The sequence below is a fragment of the Pseudoglutamicibacter cumminsii genome (assembly GCF_016907775.1).
In the GTDB taxonomy this organism is placed as follows: Bacteria; Actinomycetota; Actinomycetes; order Actinomycetales; family Micrococcaceae; genus Pseudoglutamicibacter; species Pseudoglutamicibacter cumminsii.
In genome coordinates, this window is record NZ_JAFBCO010000001.1 from 785,175 (window position 1) to 808,277 (window position 23,103).

The window sequence follows — 23,103 nt, forward strand, 5'->3', positions numbered from 1 at the left end:
ATGAACACCGGAGTAGGCACCTACCCCCGCCGCCGCGCAGGGGTCCGCCCAGAAGCCATCGCCTTCGAGTTTGAGGGCACCACCCGCACCTACGGCGAGGTCGCCGACCGCGTCGACCGGCTCGCCCAGGCCCTCGTGGCGGGCGGTGCCAGCCGCGGGGACCGGATCGCCTACGTCGGGTTCAACCATCCCGCGCTGCTGGAGACCTTCTTCGCCACCACCCTGCTCGGCGGCACCTCGGTCCTCGTGAACCCGCGGCTGTCCCCTGCGGAGGTGCAGTTCATCGTGGAGGACTCGGGCGCCTCCGTCGTCGTCTACGGCAACGACCAGGTACCCACGGCCGAGCGCCTGGCCACCAACCTCACCGGCCTGCGTCTGATCGCCGTGGAGGGTGAGGACGGCCCCGGCGAGCGCTACGAGGCGGTGCTGGCCGCCGGTTCCGCAGAGCCTGTGGACGCGGAGGTGGACGACGACGACGTCGCCCTCATCATGTACACCTCCGGCACCACGGGCCGACCTAAGGGTGCGATGCTCACCCACCGCAACCTCACCTTCCAGTACCTGAACGCCTTCACCGGCACCGATCTCCGCCAGGACGAAGTCATGCTGACCGTGGCCCCGCTGTTCCACATCGCCGGGCTGAACATGACCACGATCCCCACGTTCATGATGGGCGGACGGATCATCATCCAACGCGCTTTCCGACCGAAGGACGTGTTGGACGAGATCTCGCGCTCCAAGGTCACGGGGTCCTTCATGGTTCCCGCAATGCTCGACTTCCTTTCCCAGGACCCGGCCTTCGCCGAGGCCGACCTGAGCTCGCTGCGCTCGGTCATGGTGGGTGGGTCCCCGCTGCCGGAACGCTCCATCCGCCTGTGGCAGGACCGCGGCGTGAAGATCGTCCAGGGCTTCGGGATGACTGAGACCGCCCCCGGCGTCTGCCTCCTGGAAGCCTCCGATGCTCTGTCCCACGCCGGGACTGCAGGCCGCCCACACTTCTTCGCCGAGGTCCGCCTGGTGGACCCCGTCACCGGCGAGGACGTGGAGAACGGCACCGCTGGCGAGGTGTGGGTCCGCGGCCCGCAGGTCATGAAGGGCTACTGGAACCGTGAAGAGGCCTCCGCCGCTGCCCTGGAGGGCGGCTGGTACCACACCGGCGACATCGCTGTCCGTGACGACGAGGGCTACTTCACCATCAAGGACCGCATCAAAGACATGTACATCTCCGGCGGGGAGAACGTGTACCCCGCAGAGGTGGAGAACGCCCTGCTTTCCCTGGACGGCGTGGCCGAGGCGGCCGTCGTCGGCGTCCCGAACGAGCGATGGGGCGAGTCAGGCCTAGCCTTCGTGGTCCCTGCGGACGGCGCCTCGTTGGATCCCGAAGAGATCCGCGGCAAGCTGGCCGAGCTGCTAGCCAAGTACAAGGTGCCCGGGCAGGTGCGGCTCGTGGAAGAACTTCCACGCACCACGACCGGCAAGATCCGCAAGGCCGTGCTGCGCGAGAGCGCCTAAACACCCCTGAACCCCTTCCCCCACCACACCCCAGACAAGAGACACAGAGGTCATCATGACTAGCATCACCCCTAAGAGCCGGCCCGACGGCACGGCCACATCCGCCGGAGAGAAGCAAGACACCGTAGATGCCTTGCTGAACATCTCCCCCGAGGAGCGCCGCCGAGAGTCCCGCAAGGTCATCCTCTCCAGCTACCTGGGCTCGACCATCGAGTTCTATGACTTCCTGCTATACGCCACCGCGGCCGCAGTCGTGTTCCCACACGTTTTCTTCCCGGCTTCGGACCCTCTGGCTGGATCCATCGCCGCCTTCGGCACCTTCGCGGCCGGCTACGTCGCCCGCCCGCTGGGCGGGGCGCTCTTCGGCCACTTCGGCGACCGGCTCGGCCGCAAGAAGATGCTGGTGCTCTCCATGCTCCTCATGGGCCTGGCGTCCACCGCGATCGGCCTGATCCCTTCCGCAGAGATGATCGGCATCTGGGGCGTGGTGCTCCTGGTGATCATGCGTATCTTCCAGGGCATCGCGGTCGGTGGTGAGTGGGGCGGCGCCGCTCTGATGGCTCTCGAGCACTCCGAAACGAAGAAGCGTGGATTCGCCGCATCCTTCACGAATGCCGGCGCTCCATCCGGCGCCGCGTTGGGCACCTTCATGATGGGCGCCGTCTCAGCCCTGCTCTCCGAGGAGCAGTTCCTCTCCTGGGGCTGGCGCATCCCGTTCCTCGTCTCCTTCCTGCTGCTGATCGTAGGCCTCATCATCCGCTCTAAGGTCTCTGAGTCCCCGGTCTTCCAGGCCGCCATGATCAAGGCTGAGGCTGAGGACAAGAAAAAGCCAAAGGTGCCGTTGATCTCAGTGCTTCGCCGCCCGAAGGCGCTCTTGTTGACGATGTTCGCCGGCGCCGCCGGCTTCGCCCTCCAGGTGCTGCTCCCGACATTCGCCGTCGGCTACTCCGCGGCCGGAGGAACGGCCCGTTCCGACGTCCTCTACGCCTTTGCGTGGGCCTCGGTCATCTCCATCTTCATGGTCGTCGGCTCCGGCCGGCTCTCTGACGCACTGGGCCGCCGTCCGGTGATGATCGCAGGGCTCGTGCTCTACGTCGCGTTCTTGTTCCCGATGTTCCCGATGCTTCGTTCCGACAGCTGGCTCGTCATCCTCGCAGCGTTCACCATCGCCCTCGCCTTGCACGGCATGATCTACGGGCCACTGGCGGCATTCATCGCGGAACAGTTCGGCACCGAGTCCCGCTACACCGGCGCTTCCCTGGGCTACCAGCTGGCCACCCTGCTGGGTGCCGGCTTCACCCCAACGATCGTTGCGTCGCTCTACGCCGGGCCCGGTGGCGGAGAAAGCACACTGCCGGTCATCATGTTCATCGGTGCGATCGCAGCCGTCTCCACCATCGCGATCCTCCTGACCCGGGAATCGAAGGATCATGACCTGCTGATCCACGAGCACTAACTACAGCGGAAAAGTCACAAGGCCGCGGTGGGCAAATGCCCACCGCGGCCTTTCCGCGTTCTCTGCCTTCCACATCCGGGGATCTACCCAGACAGCCCTCCAGCCAGCAGTTCAGACAGCCCTCAAGGCAGCAGTGGAGTTGGGCAGCACGAGTCGACCGTCATCATTGATGAGCAGGTGGCCACACATGTTCGCCATCGGAGCCTGGGATGTGTGGGACGTCGCCGGCGCAGAGGCAGGTTCCCTCCCGACGCTGTCCATGCGATGACGCCCGGTGAGATCAGAGCACCACCGGCCCTGTACAACCACATCAGGGGCCTATACACCACATATCAGGAGAAAGAGGGGCTGCAACAAGTGGTTCTGCCCGACCTCCGAGCCCCGACGCGCTGTCCACGGCGGCACGCACGGCAAAGGCCCCGCTCCCCACATAGTGGGAACGGGGCCTTTCGAAGATGCCGGAGGTCGGCCGCCACTCTGGCGGCCGACCTCACGACACGACGCTGATCAGCGGTAGAGATCAGCGGTAGAAGCGGGCGAGGAAGACGGCCACGACGGCCGGGCGCTCCTCACCCTCGATCTCGAAGGTGGCCTCGACGACGAGGTGCAGGCCGTCGCCCTTGACCTCCTGGACGTCGGCGAGCTTCATGACCGCGCGGACGCGCGAGCCAACCTTGACCGGGGAGGTGAAGCGGACCTTGTCCAGGCCGTAGTTGACCTTGGTCTTGACGTCGGAAACGTCGAACAGCTCGCCCCAGAACGGGATGATCAGGGACAAGGTGAGGAAGCCGTGGGCGATCGGGGCGCCGAAAGGGCCGTCCTTGGCGCGTTCCGGATCCACGTGGATCCACTGGTGGTCATCGGTCGCGTCAGCGAAGGTGTTCACCATGTCCTGGGTGATCTCGCGCCACTCGGTGGCTCCCAGCTCGGTGCCTGCCATGGTCTTGACGGCGTCGAAGTCGACGACGGTGCGTGCGGTGGTCTCAGTCATGTTGCGGTCCTCTCAGGGAAGGGGTGGAAGGTGTAGTTAGGTCTGTGGGCCAGCGTGTTGCCGGCCCGGCTGGTCAGACGAAGGCACTGACGCCAGTTACGGCGCGGCCCACGATCAGTGCGTTGATCTCGTGGGTGCCTTCGTAGGAGTAGACGGCCTCGGCGTCCGCGTGGAAGCGGGCCACGTCGGTGTCCAGGGTGATGCCGTTGCCGCCGCAGACCTCACGGGCCAGGGCCACGGTCTCGCGTAGACGCAGGGAGGTCATCATCTTGGCTAGGGCGGAGTTCTCGTCCTTGTAGATCCCCTGCTCCTCTTGTTCCGTGAGCTGGACCATCAGGCCCAAGGAGGAGGTCAGGTTGCCGAGCATGATGGCCAGTTTCTCCTGGATGAGCTGGAATCCGGCCAGCGGACGGCCGAACTGCTGCCGTTCGCGGACGTAACGTAGCGCGGCCTCATAGGCGCCCGCGGTGGCGCCCACGGCCATCCAGGCCACGTCCGAGCGCATGGCCCGCAAGCAACGGGCCACGTCCTTGAAGGAGTTGATCCCCTCGAGCCGGGCGGTGGCGGGCACGCGCACCCCGCGGTACTCGATGTGGGCGTTCTGCATAATGCGCAGGGAAGCCTTGTTCGGGATGATCGACATGCTCACCCCATCGGCGTCCCGCGGAACCAGGAAGCACTTGACCTGGCCATCGGCGGTGTCACGGGCGAAGGTCGCGACGACGTCCGAGATGGTCGCGCCGCCAACCCAGCGCTTGGCGCCATCGATCACCCAGGTGTCCGTCTCCGGGTCATGGGTCGCGGTCGTGGCGAGCCCGCCGGCCACATCGGAGCCGTGGTCCGGCTCGGTCAGCCCGAACACGCCAGTCAACGAGTAGTCGAGGATCTTCGCGTCCAGCTCCTTCGCCTGCTGTTCCCCGCCGCCCAGGGTGCAGGCCGTGCGGAACAGGCCGGCGTGCGCGTTGTAGAGGGTGCCGACGTTGATGTCGCAGCGGGCCAGCTCGAAGTTGCGGAACCCGGTGAGGATCCTACGGATGGGCTCTCCGGCTTCCTTGAGGGCTGGCGGGTCCATCAGCGGCAACGCACGGACGGCGTCCACCAGCTCCTGGGGAAGCTCCGCAGCGTCCCAGGCCGGGTTGACCAGCGGCTTCACCGTGGTTTCGAGCCGTTCCCGGAGGTCCAGGATGACGGCACGCTCGGCTTCGGTCAGCCGCTCGGCGTAGCCGTAGAAGTCGGATGGGATGATGCTTCCGGTCACTGCTTCAGCCATCTCAGGCCCCCTTCGTCTCGGTCGCGGACCCGCGGTCCAGGCCCAGCAGGCGCACCGCGTTGTCCTTGAGGATCCAAGGCCGGACCTCGTCCTTGAGCGGCAGCTCCGCGAAGGCGGCCAGCCACTTGTCCGGGGTGATCAGCGGGAAGTCGGTTCCGAAGAGCACCTTGCGAGCCAGTACGTTATTCGACTGGCGGACCAGGGACTCCGGGAAGTACTTCGGGGACCAGCCGGAGAGGTCGATGTGCACGTTGGCCTTGTGGGTCGCGATCGAGTTCGCCTCGTCCTGCCAGGGCACCGACGGGTGGGCCATGATGATCTGCAGGTCAGGGAAGTCGGCGGCGACGTCGTCCAGCAGCAACGGGTTGGAGTACTTCAGCTTGATGCCGCGCCCGCCGGGCAGGCCAGCGCCCATGCCGTTCTGCCCGGTGTGGGAGACAATCGGCAGCCCCAGTTCCTGGAGCCGCTCCCAGAGCGGATAGTACTCGCGGTCCGAGGGGTCGAAGCCCTGCACGGACGGGTGGAACTTGAAGCCGCGCACTCCGAGCTGCTCGGCCTGGCGGGTGGCCCCGGCCAACGCGTCCGCCCCGGTGCGGGGATCCACGGAGCCAAACGGGATGAGGACGTCGTTGTTCCGGGCGCAGCCGGCCACGAGGTCGTCGATCGAGTTCGGTTTGTGGCCGAACTGGGTGCGCGCGTCCACGGTGAAGACGACGGCGGCCATCCGGCGTTGGCGGTAGGTCTCCGCGATGGTGTCGACGCTCGGGGTTCGCTCAGCGGACTTGAAGTACTTCGCGGAGGCTTCGAAGAAGTCTTCCGGCAGCGCCTTGTGGCCGCACGAGTCCACCTCGAGGTGGACGTGCATGTCCATGGCCTCGATGGCCGAGGCGTCCACGCCCAGCTCGTAGCGGACTGGGGCGCGGCCGGGAGCAGGGGTTGAGGCGGGGGCGCCGCTGTCGTTGCCGTGCTCAGCCCCCTGCGGAGCCGTGTCCTGGGTTCCGGTCATGGTGCTTGTCCTTAGTTCTTCTGTTCAGGCTCGAGCTCAGCAGGCAGCGGAGGCATCTTCTCGCCGACCTCCTGGAGGTTGCCCTTGACCAGCTCGGCGCCCTGGGTCTGCATGGTGGCGTAGTCCCAGCCGCCCTCGTGGTACTCGGTGGCCACTGGCTCAGGGTGGGACCAGACCTGCAGGCGATCTCCGCCGACGCCGATGGCCTGGCCGGTGATGCCGTCGGCCTCCGGGGAGGAAAGGAAGGCGATCAGGCCGGCGACGTCGTCGGCGGTTCCGAAGCCGAGGTCATGGCGGAAGAAGGACGGCATAGCCTCGCCGCGCTCGTCAGCTTCGACGGCCTTCTGGAAGAAAGGAACGGTCTTGGTCATCGCGGTGGCGGCCACTGGGATGACGGCGTTGACCATCACTCCGGCGCGCTTCATCTCGAGGGCCCACGTGCGGACCATACCGACGATGCCCGCCTTGGCTGCGGCGTAGTTGGTCTGGCCGAAGTTGCCTCGCTGGCCGGTTGGCGAGCCGATGCAGACGATGCGGCCGGCCACGCCGTTCTCCTTGAAGTATGCGTAAGCGGCGCGGACGCAGGTGAAGGTTCCCTTGAGGTGGACGCCGATGACGAGGTCGAAGTCCTCGTCGGACATCTTCAGCAACGACTTGTCCCGCAGGATGCCGGCGTTGTTCACCAGGATGTCCAGGCCCCCGAAGGTATCTACGGCGGTCTTGAACAGCTGGTCTGCAGCTTCGCTGGTGCCGACCGGGACCACGGCGGCGACGGCCTTGCCGCCGGCTTCGGTGATCGAGGCGACAGCGGCGTCCGCGGTCTCCTGGTTGACGTCGTTGATAACCACGGAGGCTCCCTGGCGGGCGAGCTCCTGGGCGTAGGCGAGGCCCAGGCCTGCGCCCGAGCCGGTGACGATGGCGACCTTACCGTCGAGGGACATGGGGTTCTCCTTCGGGATGACGTTCTAGATGTCGGTTGTGTCCTGATGTGGCGTTCACCACACAAGAACCATGACAGTACATATAATTGAGAATGTCAATTATTTTTCGAAGAGTGCTTTTTCGAGTACGATCCTCTGCAGAGGATTTGCCCCCTCTAGGGCAAGTACAGAGACAAGATCAGCTGGATCGCGTCCTCAAGCACACGGACCAAGGAAGCAAGCACATGACGACCACAAAGGACACCTCCGGAGCCACAAGCAGCCCGGCCGAGGCCGCCCAGCGCTTCCCCGCCCCCTCCACCGCGCTTGCGGCCGAGCGCATGGCGGAGTTCACGTCGTCGGAACTCGCCGGCCAAGTCCAGTTCTTGGCGGCCCGGCTGCGCAGCATCGGCCACAGCCACGCCAACCGCGTCCTGCAAGAGGTGATGGGGCTGAAAGTCCGCCAGTACTCCGTGTTGGCCCTGGCCGCCTCGGACGTGAACCCGTCGCAGCGCGAGCTCGGCGACTTCCTGAGCTTGGACCCGAGCCAGATCGTGAACCTGGTGGACTTCCTGGAGAAGCGAGGCTGGGTCGAGCGCCAGGTGGATCCCCGCGACCGTCGCTCCCGGATCGTCGTCGCCACACCGCAGGGGCAGGACGCCTACCGGCGGGCACACGCGCTGACCATGGCCTCCGACGACGTGGTGCTCGCCGCGCTCAGCGCCAGCGAACGGCAGGAATTGAGCCGATTGCTGGAGAAAGTCGCCTTCTAATCTCTGCTTCCTGAGCCCCGCCTTCTGATTCCAGCTAAAGCCTCACGAAACGCCCCTGCATCACCTCCACCTAGGGCGCCTGCATCTAAGCAGGCACCACCTAAGACAACACTGCAGGGGCGTTTCTTGTTGACGTTTTGTGACGTGCGCCGCCCGGCAGGCTGTTGACAGCACCCTGCCGGCACGTATAGAAATGATGCTTGTAACCCATCCAGAGCGACTGAGAGACCTGGCTCGTTGACGTCGCAGCAACCGGTTTATGCACGGTGCTCCCGCCAGGAACGATGGAAAGGAATAACTGTGTCATCGTTGTCCACGCACACCCCTGTCCACCCTGCAGCTGGCGCTGAGATCACCGCCGATGCGGAAGCCAGCACCGCTGTTTCCTCCGCCGACTTGAGCTTCGCTGAAGGTCTGCGTTACGTCACCACGCAGGACGCGCCGGTCACCCCGTGGGAAGCCGGCCACACGCCTAGCCTTCACGAACTGCGTGAGCATTTCGGGCCGATCTTTGACCGCATCGCGCTCGGCGCTTCTGAGCGTGAGACGCACCGTGTTCTGCCGTTCGTTGAGATCGCGGAACTCAACCGCGCCGGCTTCACCGTGCTGCGCGTGCCTACCGAGTACGGCGGCCCGGGCGTTCCGTTCTCCGACTGGGTGCAGCTGCTGATCGATCTGGCGGCGGCTGACCCGAACATCGCGCATCAGTACCGTTCCCACGCTGGTTTCGTGGAGACGCTGCGGTACCACGATGAGCAGACCCGCGAGTTCTGGTACGCGAAGGTTCTTGCCGGCGATGTTGTAGGCAACGCGTCCACCGAGGTGAGCGGGAATGCGCTGAATACGCTCAACACGACGCTGGCCGTGCAGGCGGACGGCTCCGGGGTGCTCAACGGCGCTAAGTACTACTGCACCGGCACGGCGTACGCGACGCATACGCGGGTTTCGGCCACGTTGCCTGATGCGGACGGAACGCCGACCGAGGGTCGACAGTTCGCTGTCGTTTCCACGCGGGCTCCGGGCGTTGAGCTTGAGGATGACTGGAACGGTTTCGGTCAGAGCCTCACTGGTACTGGAACCACGCGTTTCACCGATGTGCGTGTTGCGCCCGAGCACATTCTGAACCGCGTTCCCGGCAGCGCTGAGGCGCAGTTTGAGGCGCCTCTGTTCCAGATTGTTTTGCTCGCGGTGCTGGCGGGTATTGCTCGCAACGTCGTGAACGATGCGGCGGCTGGCGTGCGCCGGCGGACCCGCTCCTTCAATACCGGTTTGGGTGTTCCGCACTCTGAGGACCCGCAGATTTTGGGGGTTGTGGGGCGGCTTTCGGCGCAGGCTTTCGTAGTGGAGTCTACGGTGGTTGAGGCCGCGCGGCGGCTCGAGGCTGCCGAAGGTGTGCTTTCGCTCCAAGATCCAGATGCGCAGCGCTTGCTGACTGAAGCGGAGCTTGCTGTTGAGCGCGCGCACGTGACCGTACCGAGCATCGTGACCAGCATTTGCTCCGACCTGTTCCTCACGGGTGGGGCCTCGAACACGTCGCGGGAGAAGAACCTGGACCGGCATTGGCGGAACGCGCAGACGGTCGCAACACACAACCCGATTGTGTTCCGTGAGCGGATCATCGGCGACTACCTGGTCAACGGGACTGTCCCGGAGGGCCTCAACGCGATCGGTGAGGTGACCCGTGCTTCTTAACGCGTTTGAGATGGCCACGCCGGTGCATCAGTCGCCGGGTTTGTGGCGGCATCCGGAGTCTCGGGCGGCGGATTTTGATCAGTTGAGCTACTGGACCGACCTGGCTCAGACGTTGGATCGCGGCGGTTTCACGGCACTGTTTTTGGCGGATGTGTTGGGAACCTATGACGTGTATGGCGGTAGCGACGCGGTTTCGCATGAGCGCGGCGTGCAGGTTCCGTTGTTGAATCCGTTCGCTGCAGTGTCTGCGATGGCGGCGGTGACGCGTCGGTTGGGGTTCGGGTTGACGGCTTCCTGCACGTATGAGGATCCGTTTTTGTTGGCGCGCCGGTTTGCGAGCTTGGACCATCTGACGGGTGGCCGGGTTGGCTGGAACATTGTGACGTCGTATCAGGATTCCGCTGCCCGCAACCTCGGTTTGGAGCGGCAACTGCCGCACGATGAGCGTTACGACCGCGCGGACGAGTACATGGACGTGATGTACAAGCTGTTCGAGGGCAGTTTCGCTCCGGGCTCGGTGCTCAAGGATGCCGATGCGGGTGTCTTTGTGGACCCGGCGGGTGTCCGGAAGGCTGAGCACAAGGGCGAATACTTCTCGGTTGATGGTGCGTTGTTGACGCATCCGGGGCCGCAGCGCACGCCGTTCTTGTTCCAGGCGGGTGCTTCGGCGCGGGGCTTGCGTTTCGGCGCTGAGAATGCCGAGGCGGTGTTCATGATCGGTTCGGAGCCGAGCGTTGTGCGCGGTTATATTGACCGTTTGCACGATGCGCTTGAGGCCGCGGGCCGGCCAGCCGATGCGGTGCGCACGTTCGCGATGGTCACCGTGGTCACCGGCGCGGACGACGAGGATGCGCAGCGCCGCTTTGAGTCCTATCAGCAGTATGTGGACGTCGAGGGTGCGCTAGCGCTGTTCGCGGGCTGGACCGGCGTTGACTTGGCCGGCCTGGATCCGGATGCTCCGTTGGCGGAGGTTGAGACGGACGCGAATCAGTCTGCTCTGCGTTCGGTGACCTCTGGCGACACGACGCGGGAGTGGACCGTGCGGGACATCGCCGCGTTCGTTACGTTGGGTGGCCGCGGCCCCGTGATTGTGGGTGGCCCTGAGAGCGTTGCCGATCAGTTGGAGGCGTGGCAAGCGGCCTCCGGCGTGGATGGCTTCAACGTGTGTAGTGGCGTGCGGCCGGCTGATCTTGAACGATTCGTTGAATACGTAAGCCCCGAGCTACGGCGGCGCGGTCTGTTGGCTGACGCCGGCGCTGAAAGCGACGATGCCGGTGCCGCGGAGGCCGTGACGTTGCGTGCCGCGGTGACGGGGCAGGATTGGTTGCCTGATTCGCATCGTGGTTCCCGCTTCCGCACTGGCGCTTTGGTGGAGGCTCACAGCTAAGCGTTTCCCTTCCGGCCGCGCATAGCCGGCGAGTGGGTGCCGTGGGACGCCCCGTGGTGCCTGCTGCCGCATCGTAATCCTGCAGCCGCGGATTGTGATGACGAGTTGTGACGGTTGCCAGCTTGCGCGGCCCGGGAAGGGCGATAGCGTTACGAGGGTGAGTAATTCGATGCGGGATAGTGCTGGGAAGAAGCGTCCAGAAGGTTCGACGCCGGCTGTTGAGACGCCGGGTGTAGAGAATCCGGGGGTTGCGGCGAGGGCTGTGAGCCCGGCTTTGGCGATCGCAGGTATTTTGCTGATCGCCACGAATCTGCGGATGCCGATGACCAGCGCGAGCCCGCTGCTCCCCCGCATTAGGGAAGATGTGGGGCTTTCTGCGGCGTCTGCGTCGTTTTTAATTTCTTTGCCGTTGCTGTGTTTCGCGGTGTTCTCGCCGATCGTGCCGCGGATTGCGGCGCGTTTCGGGTTGGCTCATTCCCTGTTCGGCGCTTTGATCGCGGTGAACGTGGGGATCATTTCGCGTTCGTGGGTTGGTTCGTTCGGTTTGTGGGCTGGCACCGTTTTGATTGGTGTTGGGATCGCGATCATGAACGTGCTGTTGCCGGCGCTGATTAAGCGTGATTTCCCGGATCATGCGGGCACGTTGACGGGCGTGTATTCGGCGTTTCAGTCGCTCATGGCAGCGCTTGCGGCGGCGGTCGCTGTCCCGATCGCTGGTCTTCCAGGTTGGGGCTGGCAGGGCGCTCTCGGTTTGACGTTGGGTGCCGGTTTGATTGGTGTCGCGGTGTTCGCGCCGCAGGTCCGCGCGGATCATGTGGTGCGGCGTCAGCAGGTCTTAGCCCGCAACCAAGTCTCTACGGTGTCGTCGGCTGCGTCACCGGCGGAGGCGTCACCAGCGGCGGCGGCGCGTCCGCGGAGTTTGTTGCGGTCCCCGTTGGCGTGGGTGATTACGGCGTTTATGGGTTTTCAGTCGACGCTGTTTTATTCGGTTTTGACGTGGTGGCCGGCTATTGAGATGTCGTCGGGGATTTCTGAGGAGAGCGCCGGTTTCCATATTGCGGTGATTCAGGCGTCTGGCATTGTGGGTTCGCTTGTTGCGGGCTGGCTGATGAGGCGCGACGTGGTGGGATCCACTGTTGCTGTGGCGGTTTCCACGGTGATTGTGGTGCTTGCGGGGACGATGTTGGCTCCGCAGTTGGCGCTGTTGTGGGCGTTGTTGCTTGGTACGGCCCAGGGCGGGTTGTTTACGGTCGCGTTGACGTTGTTTGGGGCGCGGGCGCGGACGCCGATGTCGGCGGCGCGGCTTTCGGGTATGGCGCAGACGTTTGGTTATGTGGTTGCGGCCTCTGTTCCGCCGGTTTTGGGTGTGGTGCGTGAGGCGACGGGTTCGTGGACGGCGTCGTTGTGGATCCTGCTGGGTATTGCGGTGATCACGTTGGTTGCGGGGCTGGTTTCAGCTAAGCCGCGTTACGTCGAGGAGCATTAGCCGCGGGTTTGGTTCTGGGGACCGTGGTCGCGGGCCACGGTGCGCCGCGGCGGTCAAGGAGAGTTAGCCGCGGTTTTCGCGGTTTTGGCGTGCGCGTTGTGCGCGTTCGCGGGCTTCGATGGCGTCGAGTTCGGCGTCGGTGAGTTCGGATGAGCGGTTCACGCCGGAGCCTTTGCCGAGGTCTTCTGGGTTGTCTTTGGCGACCATCATGAGCAGGGAGATCACCAGGAGGCCAGCTACGAATGCGACGAGGAAGAAGATCGCGCCGAGCTGGAAGTTGAGACCGTTGCGGGTTCCGCCTGCGCCGGCCACTGCGGAGATGACGCCGGCGACGACGCCGAAGACCAGCGATAGCACGAGTGCTGGTTTGACGCTTTGCTTCCAGCCGAACTTTTTCGATCCGGACGTGGATGGCTTGTTGGCCACTGATTCTCCTTTGTGCGTGGTCTGCGCGGGCTGTGTGTGCGCTACGCTCTGGTGTTGTTTGCCTCTAGTTTAGTTGGCGCGGCGTTGGTCTTGCATGTAGCCGATGCTGGCGATGAGGTGGTGGGCTGCGATGACGGCGGTGATCATGGAGGCCATGCCGAAGATGCCGTGGGGGTCGCTGGTGGTCATGAAGATCATGATGATGCCGCCGATGACACCGAGTGCGCCGGAGATGGTGGTGTCTTTGCTTGGGCGGCCGGTTTCGCGGTTTTTGAGCCCGCCGTAGAGTTCTGAGGCGCCACCGATGGTGTAGCCGAACGCTACGGCGATGGCCATGCCGGCTGGGTCGCGCATGATGATGGCGAGGATCCCGGCGATGGCCCATGCGAGTACGGCGGATGTGATGGCGGTGCGGTAGCTGGGTGCTAGGGCGAGCCTCATGATGGGCCAGTAGAAGAGGGCGCTTGTGAGGAAGAGGATGGCGAAGGCTGCGCTGATGGCGCCGACGGTTGGGGTGGTGTTGAAGAAGACGCCGACGAGTGCGAAGAGTGCGCTGACGATTCCGCGGTAGAGCATTGGTTTGGCGAGGACTCGTTTGTAGTCTGCCGTGGTTGCTTGCGCGGGGGCGCTGTTGGCGCTGTTGTTGTTCGCGCTGGCGCTGTCCACCATGTGTGTTCGTTCCCCTTGTTTTTGAGGCTTTTGGGTGCGTGTGGGTACCAGCGTTTAAGTTTATCGGATGCCGGTTGGTGGGCTATTTTTCGCGGAGTTTGCGGTTGGTGAGGTGGGTTGGTTGGGCGGTGAGTGGGTTTTCTGGCCAGGGGTGTTTGGGGTAGCGGCCGCGCATTTCTGCTCGGACGTCGGCGTATGGGCCGGTGAAGAAGGAGTGGAGGTCTGATGTGACGGCGAGTGGCCTGCCTGCTGGTGAGAGCAGGTGGAAAAGGACGGGCGCGCGGCCGCCGGCGAGGCGTGGTGTTTCGGTCCAGCCGAAGGTTTCTTGCAGTTTCGCGGCGACCACGGGTTGTGGAGGCTCTGCCTGTGTCTCGTTCCCGCTTACTTCATCACCGCTCGATTCATCTGTATCCCCGTATTCGCTCGCGTCCGGGTACTTGATTGCGGCGGTGTTGCCGGACGGGAGGGTGATGCGTGCGGGTGCGAGTTCGTCGAGGTGGGCGGCTTCTGGCCATGGGAGGAGCCGGCGGAGGGGGTCGGTGAGGTCGATGGTTTTGAGGCTTGCGCCGTGGGCGACGTCGTTGAGTTCTGGGCCGAGCCATTCGGTGACGTTCGCGGCGAGGTGGTGGCTGTCCATCGCTGGCCATGGGTCGCCGATGTGGTGGTGGAGGAATGCGAGCCTGTTGCGTAGTGCGGTGGCGTTGGTGTTGAAGGTGAGGGCGTTGAGGCCGTGGGTTGTGAGGTGTTCGGCGAGCGCTTCCGCGGCTTGGTCGGGGTTGGGTTTGGTGGGGGTTGCGCGTAGTTCGATGGCGCCGATCGCTTCGATGGAGCGTGCGCTGATGGTGCCGTTGGGGGTGATGGTGATGCTGGTTGTGGTTCCGGCGAGGTTCCCGGCGGCGTCGGTGGCTTGCTCGGGGGTGAGTGGTGCGGCGGCGCGGATGATGGCGCCGGTTCCGGCGGCGGCGTGGCCGTGTGCTCGGATGACGTCGGCGATGGCGAGCCATTCGGGGCGCCCGAGTGTGGCGTCTGGTGGGAGTGCGGCTCGCGTTCCGGAGGCGAGGAGGTAGATCCCCTCCCCCATGTGTTTCGCGATCCGGTCAGGCCAGGCCGTGGCGGTGACGATGCCGGCGAGCTCGGCGGCGCTCATGTTCTCGCCCGCAGCCGCATCGCCCCCGCCCAGAGCTTCACCCTCAGCCGCGTGTTGGTGTGCGAGCCGGGTGAGGCGTTGTGTTTCGCGTTGGGTTGGGCGGTGGGGGTTGCGTTGTTGGTGGCGTATCGCGTCGGGGAGGTTGGCTCCGGGGATGCGTTGTTCGCCGGTTGCGACGGCGATCACTGTCGCGACATCCTCCGCCCCGTAACGCGCCGCGTTGTGTGTGAGTGCGTGTGCCCAGCGTGGGTTGAGCGGGATCGCGGAGAGGGTTCGCCCGTGGTCGGTGATCCGGCCTTCGCTGTCGATCGCGTTGAGGGCGTGGAGTGTTTTTTCGGCGTCGTTGAGGGCGGTGGCGGGTGGCGGGTTGATCCAGCGGAGGTTGTGGCCGCGGGGTGCTCCCCATGCGGCGAGGGTGAGGGCGGTTTCGGTGAGGTCTGCGGTGGTGATTTCGGGGGTGATGTGTGCGGGTGCGGCGGCGTGGGTGCGTTCGCTGTAGCAGCGGATTGCGGTTCCGGGGCCGAGGCGGGCGGCGCGGCCTGCGCGTTGTTGGGCGCTGGCTTGGGAGGCGGATACGGTGACGAGTCCGCTCATTCCGCGGGTTGCGTCGCGGCGTGGTTCGCGGGTGAGGCCGGAGTCGATCACGAGGTGTACGCCGGGGACGGTGAGTGATGATTCGGCGAGTGTGGTGGAGACGATGATGCGTGGTTTCCCGCCGGGTTGGCGTCCGCGGATCGCGTGGTCTTGTTGTTGGGCGGGTAGTTGCCCGTGGAGCGGGAGCACGTCGATGTCTGTTGTGGCGGCGCGGAGTTGTTGGGTGATGTGGTCGACTTCGCGGGCTCCGGGTGCGAACACGAGCGCATCGGTATCCGGGTTGGTGGCGAGCGCTTCGCGGTGGGTAGCGAGCGCGGTGGTTGCGATGTGGTTGAGGAAGCTGGTTTCGACGCCGCGCGGCCCGATCCGGTCTCCCGTGTGTGGCACGTAGGTGATGGTGAGTGGGTGGAGTGCGGTCGCGGAGCTGATGTGCGGGACGGGTTCCACGTTTTCAAGACCAGTTCCCATCCCATCGTTTTCTGTGCCGTCGCTTGCGAGGAGGCGGGCGAAGGTTGGGGCGTCGACTGTTGCGGACATCGCGATGATGGTGAGGTCGTCGCGGACTTGTTGGGTTTCGCCGGTGAGGGCGAGGAGGAGGTCGGTTTCGAGGTGGCGTTCGTGGACTTCGTCGAGGATGATCGCGGCGGTGCCGTCTGCCATGGGGTCTGTGAGGAGTCGGCGGACGAGGATTCCGGGGGTCACGAATTCGATGATGGTGGCAGCGCTGGTGTGAGAGTCGCCGCGGACGGTGTAGCCGATGTGTTCGCCGAGTGTGGTTCCGGTGAGTTGCGTGAGGCGGTGGGCGGCGGCGCGGGCGGCTACGCGGCGGGGCTGGGTCACGATGATCCGGCCGGGCGGCGCACCTGCGTTTGCGCTGGCGAGGTGGTTGGCTACTGCGGGTGGTACGAGTGTTGTTTTACCGGTTCCGGGTGGGGCTTGGACGACGGCGGCGCGGTGGGTTGTGAGGGCGGCATCGAGTTCGGGGAGGGAGTCTGCGAAGACGAGCCCTTCCCCGATCACATCCAGGTCAAACAAGGGGTGGGTGTTTGAGCTGTTCCCGGTAGAAGCCATGCATCCATTGTGGAGGAGGGGTCTGACAGTTTGGTCCAGGGTGACGTGCTAGTGCACGGCAGATTCCGTCAGCGTTCGACTTGCTGTTCGCAGTTACCGCTGTAGACCGTCTACAGAACGTCCTCGCCCGTAAGTTCGTCACGAGATATATCACCGTACCTAGCCGGTTCCGTAATGCCTTGTGCAAGTAGTCGGTTCTTGTTCAAGATCGGTTCAACGCTGTCTCGCAACCAGTTATGTGAGATCCCAGAACGGGTAGCGACATCGTCGAGCGCGATGAGGATTTTGTAAATCGAATGGTCCGAGAAATTTCGGTAATCACGTTTAGTTTGCCGGGTGGTTTTGGGTTGCAAACCGGGAACATCAAGCACCCGGTGGTTCCACAGCTGAGCGCAATGCGCTACCCGATTGCGCAAGTAAACGAATGACTTCACTTGTCCAGGCAGAAGTTTGCGCGACGTATTCATCGAGTCAGCAATGTCGTCTAAAACACCAGAGGTACCAGATGCCTGAATGAAGCGAGACAGGCTGCCAAACGAGAAAGCTTCCACCGCAACCCAGATCGGCATCCGTGCATACGCCTCAGGCTTGTATACGTGGCCCTGCTTGATGTCATCACGGTAGTGCGCAACGAAGGCTTCTTTGCTGCGATCAAGGTCGGCGAGAGCATACTCTTCGACACGTTCGGCATCATCGTGAGGTGGCTGAGTAAAACCCTTACCGTGCGCGAAATATCCTGTTACCCCAATTCGACGTCCGTAGGCGTACGCAAAACGGGTACGGAGGAGGATTTCGAGGGGATGCAGGAGCTCATCGCAAACTGTGACTAGCTCTTGTTCGGTTTCGTATACGCCACGAATCTTTTCGAATGTGGTGCCTTCGAAGAACCGGTTGTGGCCCCGTGCTGGGTCATATTGCCAATGCCGGAAGTATCCGGAGAAGCGATAATAGTTGACCTGTGATAGGAATTGGGCGGCATCTTCGGTATTGGCGATAACCATCCCGCGATCAGCCAGTAGGTCTACTTGCTGTTCGTAGCTAAGCCAGTCCTTCGGCATCGGGTATGCCTCCATGGAAAAGAAAGGCCCCGGTCATTTGTGCATTACCCGCAATGGGTAAGAGGCCTGACCGGGGATCTATCGATAGCTATTCTATAACAGCGGCCTAGGCGGCGCAATGTGTCGTAGCCACCAGCCTCACTCGCGTTCCCACAGGTCCCCGCTCTCGTGTTCTTTCAGAACCCACCCGACAGGGCTGCCGATGTGCTTGATGCGTGGCGTGAACCAGTAGGTTGTGTCGGGTCCCCAGCCGGCGATGACGCTCGCGGTGTCGGCATCGAGCGTCGCATCATCGACCGGGATCGCGGTTCCCGCGGCCGCGAGGTAGGTTGCGACGGGAAGGTGGACCGCATCGTAGTGTTGGGCGACTTCGGCCCAGTCTGGGGTGACCCATTTTCCGTTGCGTCCGGTGGTGCGGTACCAGTCGTGGCGTTTATGTGCGGTCTGGTTGAGCGGGAAGCGGCGGCATAGTTCGGCCCAAGCTTCTGCGGAGTCGATCTCGTAGATCCGCAGCCCTCCGGGGACGCTCAGGCGGAGTGTTTCGGCGGTTTCCCATCCCAGGCTGTCTTCGACGAGCCACAGCCCGACGGGGGTTGTGTCGAAGAGTTCCCGGGTTGATGCGGGGACGCCGTGGGGTGTGGACCACCATTCGCCGCTCCAGGATGCCGTTGGGTTGGTGGGGCGTTCGCGGGCAGCGCGGCGTTCCTCTTTAACGGCGTGTACCCGCGCTGTCTTCAGCACGGCGAGCGGGTCCGCCGGGATGGTGCCGGGTTCGTTGTCCCATTGGACGGTCCACTGCGTGGATGTGTCGATGGGGGTGTTCCACCAGGCGGTGTGTTCCGATGCGGTGAGGTGCTCGGCGACGCGACGCAGTCCGTCACGCATGGCTTTGGTTGCGGCGAGGACGTCGGTGCCGTCGGGTTCTTGCCAGTACCTTGCGGTTTCTACTGTGTTGACGAGGCAGGTCAGTAGAAGCCGCGGGGTGACGTCGACGAGGAGCACGGTTTCGAGCCGCTCGGCGACTTGCGCTGGGGTGACGGCGGGGATTTTCGGTATGGAATCTCCGGAGCCGACGACGCGGAGTGCGCTTGTTCCGTGGTTTGGGTCGAGGCGGTAGGAGGAGAAAAACTCGAGTTCAGCGAGTGAGCCGTCGTGCTCATCCAGTCCCTCGATCCGTTCCGATTCGAGGGCATACTCAAGCAACAAGCGCCGCCCGCGTGGGCCGGCGAGAAAGCCGTGCGCGACTGAGACGTTCCCGGTAGAAGCCATGCCTCCATTGTGGACGAAGGGCCTGACAGTTTGGGGCGCGAACCGCGCAAACGGTCCGCACCCCATCGTGCGCATCCCTCGATTGACGCAACACTCGCTCCCACACTTTCTTATTGAGAACGATTATCATCTAGTCTTATTGAGAACCATTTTCATCTAGTCTGCCAACGCAGTAGAAAGCGATCCCATGCAAGTTCTCGTCAGAGCGCGACAAAGCGTCGTCGCTGCCACAATGACACTCGCCCTCATCATCGGATCGAGTGCACTTCTCGGTTCAACACCCACTGCCGCATCCGAGCTTCCAAACGACGACCAGCTCAAAGTCGCCGAACGCTCCCACGTCGACAGCCCCAAGGTGTACTTCGACGAAGCCGACGGTCTCAAGCTCAACGCACAGTTCGGCGGGGCAACGCACCCCATTGAACAGACCATCAACTATGCCGAGCGCGCCTACGATCGCAATGGTCGCCAGCAGTACTATTTCCAGGCCAAAAAGGATGCACCCGAGCTCGACTTCCTACGTGAAACGGGCGAGCACTGGTACATGACCCCGGCAGTGAATCCGCTCGGCATGGCACAGATTTGGTCGGGCTTCGGCGCCGACACCGGCATTCCCGTCGAGAAATTCCGCGATGCCACGTTCTCACTCGACCTCGTGAGCGTCAATGGACCAGGCCGGGTAGAGCTGCTCGTGTGGAACGACCGCGAGGAAGGCGAGCTGGGCCATGTCAATCGGATGCTCAGCTCAACCGATCCCAACTATCGCAGCTTCGCGCTCACTCCAGGAAACCACACCCACAATCTCACGCTGTTCTCAGCCCCCGGACGTTACGAACTCACCTACCGCGCGACCGCACGCGGTAAAGATGGCAAGCTAATCGCTTCCAAAGACAGTGTCCTCCAATGGCAGGTCGGCGGCAACCGGCCCGGCACGCCAATGGATTCAGACCAACCGAAGACCAAAAGCGCCGAGAAGTTTTCGGTAAAGCCGGTGGCCGACTCTCACGACGATGCCGTACCGCTCCACCAGCTGCGTGTAGCACTGGACGAGCCAGTGAGCGGCACCGCCGAGTTCACCGTCAATGGTTTTCACCTGGCAACCGTCAAGCTCCGCGATGGCGAGGCATCCTTCACCGAACTGCTCGGTGGCACAACCGCCGATTATCAGGTGACCGTGCGCGACGAATCAGGCAAAGTGCGCTACACCTCGGCGCCGCTGACGGTCACTCCGGGACAGCCCGCCGCAACGAGCGACACGGGCGAGGCCACACCGAAGTCTCCAGCAGCAAGCCCGGTGCTCAGCGCTAAAGAAATATCTCTGAAAGAAGACATCACCGCGAAGGTGACGGTGTCGACAATTGAAGGAGATGCGCGCCGTATCGATATCGAGTTCTCAAAGCCGGGATTCGTTGGCTTTGTTGACCTGAGCAACCATCCAGAGCCTGGTAGCAAGTATTCCGATATGACATCGAGCATTAATGCCACCGGCGAACAACATATTTCGTTTGTGGCCAGCTACGACTCATACAGCGACGGCTACCAGCTGAAAGCGACCCTGCGCCCGCATCCGGTGGTGCGGAACGCCGAGATGTCAGAGGTGACCCTCACCGATTCATATGAACCCGGCAAGCCGGTGTCAGCTTCGACCACCGTTCGCGCTACTTCGAGCACCGACCCGCAACCGAGCGAACCGGCAGAACCGGAACCGTCAGACCCACAGCCCGGTGAGCCGAATACTCAGCGAGTCATCCTCGGCAATGGGCATCTCGATCTTGCCGCCACCCCCACTGACAACGGCGGCATCGATCTGCTCGTGAAAGATGACACCCGCGAGCATGCTCCAGACACGATCGATCGACAGGTGGACGATGTGGCGTTAGCGGTACCGGACTACCTGATGCACGAACGCAAGGGAGAAACTGCGGGCTCAGATTGGGATGCAGTGCTTGCTCCCGCACCGAAACGCACCCACGTGCTGCCCCACACACAACGGGAGGGCGCACCCTGGCCCGGCTACAGTAGCGACCGATTCAACTATCAGGAGATAACCGGACCGGTGTCACTCGAGCTGGTCGCGGTCAAGGGTCCTGGCCGGCTGGCAGTTTTCCAACCGAACAGTCTTGGCGGCGCGCCGCAGATTGTATTGGGTTCAGCTTCGGGTACACCCAAGCGCATCGACATGGACTATCCGACGCATGCGCATGCTGGGTGGGCGTTTACGGAGCCGGGAAGCTATGAACTCACCTTCCGTAGCACGGTGAAAAAATCTGATGGTTCGACTGCGACCTCACCGACACACACGCTGCTAGTTCTCGTGGGGAACGCTGCAATTGATGACTACAAGGCGGGCTCAAAAGCGGCGACAGAAACCGATGGGCCATCCGCCACGCCTGCAAATCCTGCCACCGGTGACAGCACAACCGAGCGAGCCGGCGCCGAAGCGCCTTCCACCGTCGGTAGCACGACCAAACCAATCGGCGCCGAAGCGTCATCCGTTCCCTCAGCGGCCGAGCACGAAGCGGCGGCCGGGCCACTGGCGCAAACTGGAGCCCCGGTATCGGTGTTACCGCTTGGTTTAGCAGCGATCGCGCTGCTTCTTGGTGGGGCACTCACAGCACGCCGCAAGGAGCATCTGAACTAGCGCCTTAGCCCGACATTCCCACCAAACGAGGTGGCGGTCAATACGAGCTTTCCGTATGGCCGCCACCTCGTATGGAACGATCCAAACTGGCGAGCATGAGTACAAGGTGTGTTTCTGTGGCCATGATGTGGCCATCGCCTTGGAGTACAAGGATCCGACTAATGCGGGCAAGCAGCCGCCGCCATCGGCACCGACATCCTCGCCACAACCAAAGCCATGCATCCATTGTGAAGGAGGGGTCTGACAACTGGGGCGCGAACCGTTCAAGCGGTCCGCGCCCCAGTCGTTTATGTAGTTAGGTTCTGAGTTCCGCGCTGGTTAGTTCAGCGGGATTTTCAGTTCTTGCTGAATCGCCAGACGCCCTTTTCCTGTTCTGCTTCGTTGGCTACGGACAGGTCGATCCCTGGGCGGTCCTTGACCAAGCTAACCGCGACCAAAGAAATGAGTGCCATGAGCAGCAGGTAGTTGGATACCGATGCGGTAGTTCCGGTCGCTTCCAGTAGCGCCTGTGCGATCGTTGGGGCGAATGCGCCACCGAGAACCGCGTCGAGAGCGTACGAGATGGCAACGCCGCTGAATCGAATAGCGCTGCTAGCTGCCTACCGCTACTATCAGCAAGAAACTGCCAACCTTGACGTGGAGCAGCTGGAGTTCAGCCCATACCTCTACGTGGCACTGCTCGACAAAGGCGCCGTCGCCGTCGAAGTCGACGACACCGTGACTTTCCGATTCCGCGACGGAAGAGAACAAGAAATCACTATCAGCCCTAAATAAGCTAGGCCTCTTCTCGAGTCACTAGAGCGGTTGTACAAGTAAGATAGAGCCATGAGCTTTTCGGCAACCGTGCTACGCGTTCTCATCGCATCCCCATCCGATGTACCCGATGCCCGAGACGCAGTCGAAGATGCTCTGCACTCGTGGAACCGACGCCACGCAACGACTCGGAATGTAGTCTTACTGCCGTGGCGGTGGGAGACCGACTCTGTGCCCCTGCTCGGGGGTCACCCTCAGGAGATTATCAACGCTCAGGGAGTCGACGGAGCCGACATTGTTGTCGCACTTTTTGGCAGTCGCCTCGGCTCACCAACACCAGATGCAGTGTCGGGAACAGTTGAAGAGATCGAGCGTGCCGTCGACAGCGGCAAACCCGTACATCTGTATTTCTCAAGAGCCCCATTGCCTCATGACGTCGATACTGTGCAACTAGAGGGACTCCGAGATTTCAAGAATGAAATCAGGGAGCGGGGATTGCTTGGAGAATTCGATGACATACGCCAACTGGAGAACCAGATCTGGAGCGCCATCGATCATGACCTTGCCAAGATCGATCCCTCCATTACTGGGGTGCTCCATGTGCCGACCGGCGTCCGTTTTCGCGTCGACTCAAAGAGCGAGCAACACCAAAAAGAAATCGATAAGCGCGGCAGGATCAAATACACAACAGAATATTGGCTTGAAGTTACCAATATCGGCGATGAGGCCGCTGAATCCGTGAAATTCGAAGCGGATGCATCGTCCGGGGGTATGTACACCGCCAACAGTGATGACCCCATCACCCTAGAGCCTGGCAGCGTTTGGAAGATCCCGGTCACCTACTCATTGGGCACGTCGGGCCAGACCCTAACGATTAGGTGGCTCGAGCACGACGAGGAGCGGTCGAAGACCTTTAACGTTCAGTGACAACAGCTTTCTCGCTAGTTGAACCGATCAAGCGGCTAAATCTTAATTCCCGCGC

General features: G+C 63.1%; 18 protein-coding genes and 1 riboswitch. Of the genes, 9 read left to right on the plus strand and 9 right to left on the minus strand.

Annotated features, from left to right (window positions below):
- Together JOD50_RS03600 and JOD50_RS03605 are read left to right on the plus strand one after the other, a co-directional pair.
- Window positions 1-1,512: an acyl-CoA synthetase gene (locus JOD50_RS03600; protein ID WP_204880434.1), complete on the plus strand. Its 1,512-nt coding sequence runs from the start codon at window positions 1-3 to the stop codon at window positions 1,510-1,512.
- Between the two features lie 55 nt (window positions 1,513-1,567).
- A complete protein-coding gene (locus JOD50_RS03605; protein WP_204880435.1) occupies window positions 1,568-2,968 on the plus strand; it encodes an MFS transporter in 1,401 nt (466 codons plus the stop codon).
- A gap of 520 nt (window positions 2,969-3,488) precedes the next feature.
- Here the strand turns inward: JOD50_RS03605 and JOD50_RS03610 are convergent.
- The 4 genes from JOD50_RS03610 to JOD50_RS03625 form a co-directional block, all read right to left on the minus strand.
- On the minus strand, window positions 3,489-3,959 hold the full coding sequence (locus tag JOD50_RS03610; RefSeq protein WP_035755878.1) for a MaoC family dehydratase: 471 nt from the start codon (window positions 3,957-3,959) through the stop codon (window positions 3,489-3,491).
- A 73-nt stretch (window positions 3,960-4,032) separates the two neighbouring features.
- Entirely contained in the window at window positions 4,033-5,229 is a 1,197-nt protein-coding gene (locus JOD50_RS03615) for an acyl-CoA dehydrogenase family protein (RefSeq protein ID WP_204880436.1), read from the minus strand.
- Window position 5,230: 1 nt separating this feature from the next.
- Entirely contained in the window at window positions 5,231-6,100 is an 870-nt protein-coding gene (locus tag JOD50_RS03620) for an amidohydrolase family protein (RefSeq protein ID WP_204881517.1), read from the minus strand.
- 146 nt (window positions 6,101-6,246) lie between these two features.
- Window positions 6,247-7,176, minus strand: a complete 930-nt coding sequence (locus JOD50_RS03625; protein WP_204880437.1) for an SDR family NAD(P)-dependent oxidoreductase — start codon at window positions 7,174-7,176, stop codon at window positions 6,247-6,249.
- Window positions 7,177-7,400: 224 nt separating this feature from the next.
- Between JOD50_RS03625 and JOD50_RS03630 the strand changes: the two genes are divergently transcribed.
- The 4 genes from JOD50_RS03630 (at window position 7,401) to JOD50_RS03645 (ending at window position 12,493) form a co-directional block, all read left to right on the plus strand.
- Window positions 7,401-7,928: a MarR family winged helix-turn-helix transcriptional regulator gene (locus JOD50_RS03630; protein ID WP_204880438.1), complete on the plus strand. Its 528-nt coding sequence runs from the start codon at window positions 7,401-7,403 to the stop codon at window positions 7,926-7,928.
- Window positions 7,929-8,132: 204 nt separating this feature from the next.
- A riboswitch (SAM riboswitch) is annotated at window positions 8,133-8,219 on the plus strand.
- A gap of 9 nt (window positions 8,220-8,228) precedes the next feature.
- Window positions 8,229-9,620 carry an acyl-CoA dehydrogenase family protein gene (locus JOD50_RS03635; RefSeq protein WP_338051997.1) on the plus strand — a complete coding sequence of 464 codons (1,392 nt, stop codon included), beginning with the start codon at window positions 8,229-8,231 and terminating at the stop codon, window positions 9,618-9,620.
- Entirely contained in the window at window positions 9,610-11,007 is a 1,398-nt protein-coding gene (locus JOD50_RS03640) for an LLM class flavin-dependent oxidoreductase (RefSeq protein ID WP_338051998.1), read from the plus strand. The genes JOD50_RS03635 and JOD50_RS03640 overlap by 11 nt, the downstream gene beginning before the upstream one ends.
- Before the next feature lie 157 nt (window positions 11,008-11,164).
- Window positions 11,165-12,493 (plus strand): MFS transporter, encoded by a 1,329-nt coding sequence (locus tag JOD50_RS03645; RefSeq protein WP_204880439.1) that lies wholly within the window; start codon window positions 11,165-11,167, stop codon window positions 12,491-12,493.
- Between the two features lie 63 nt (window positions 12,494-12,556).
- On the opposite strand, the gene JOD50_RS03650 is transcribed toward JOD50_RS03645, so the two are convergent.
- From JOD50_RS03650 to JOD50_RS03670, 5 genes are all read right to left on the minus strand, one after another.
- Window positions 12,557-12,919 (minus strand): hypothetical protein, encoded by a 363-nt coding sequence (locus JOD50_RS03650; protein WP_181377519.1) that lies wholly within the window; start codon window positions 12,917-12,919, stop codon window positions 12,557-12,559.
- 69 nt (window positions 12,920-12,988) lie between these two features.
- On the minus strand, window positions 12,989-13,588 hold the full coding sequence (locus JOD50_RS03655; RefSeq protein WP_204880440.1) for a DUF308 domain-containing protein: 600 nt from the start codon (window positions 13,586-13,588) through the stop codon (window positions 12,989-12,991).
- 82 nt (window positions 13,589-13,670) lie between these two features.
- Window positions 13,671-16,400: an ATP-dependent helicase HrpB gene (gene hrpB, locus JOD50_RS03660; protein WP_204880441.1), complete on the minus strand. Its 2,730-nt coding sequence runs from the start codon at window positions 16,398-16,400 to the stop codon at window positions 13,671-13,673.
- Between the two features lie 110 nt (window positions 16,401-16,510).
- Window positions 16,511-17,458, minus strand: a complete 948-nt coding sequence (locus JOD50_RS03665; protein WP_204880442.1) for an Abi family protein — start codon at window positions 17,456-17,458, stop codon at window positions 16,511-16,513.
- 138 nt (window positions 17,459-17,596) lie between these two features.
- Window positions 17,597-18,727: a hypothetical protein gene (locus JOD50_RS03670; RefSeq protein ID WP_204880443.1), complete on the minus strand. Its 1,131-nt coding sequence runs from the start codon at window positions 18,725-18,727 to the stop codon at window positions 17,597-17,599.
- Between the two features lie 187 nt (window positions 18,728-18,914).
- Here JOD50_RS03670 and JOD50_RS03675 point away from each other — a divergent pair, with 187 nt between their 5' ends.
- The 3 genes from JOD50_RS03675 (at window position 18,915) to JOD50_RS03690 (ending at window position 23,048) form a co-directional block, all read left to right on the plus strand.
- Window positions 18,915-21,368, plus strand: a complete 2,454-nt coding sequence (locus tag JOD50_RS03675) for a choice-of-anchor M domain-containing protein (protein WP_204880444.1) — start codon at window positions 18,915-18,917, stop codon at window positions 21,366-21,368.
- A 561-nt stretch (window positions 21,369-21,929) separates the two neighbouring features.
- On the plus strand, window positions 21,930-22,142 hold the full coding sequence (locus tag JOD50_RS03685) for a hypothetical protein (protein WP_239541515.1): 213 nt from the start codon (window positions 21,930-21,932) through the stop codon (window positions 22,140-22,142).
- Between the two features lie 210 nt (window positions 22,143-22,352).
- A complete protein-coding gene (locus tag JOD50_RS03690; RefSeq protein WP_338052001.1) occupies window positions 22,353-23,048 on the plus strand; it encodes a DUF4062 domain-containing protein in 696 nt (231 codons plus the stop codon).
- The last annotated feature ends 55 nt before the right edge of the window (window positions 23,049-23,103 follow it).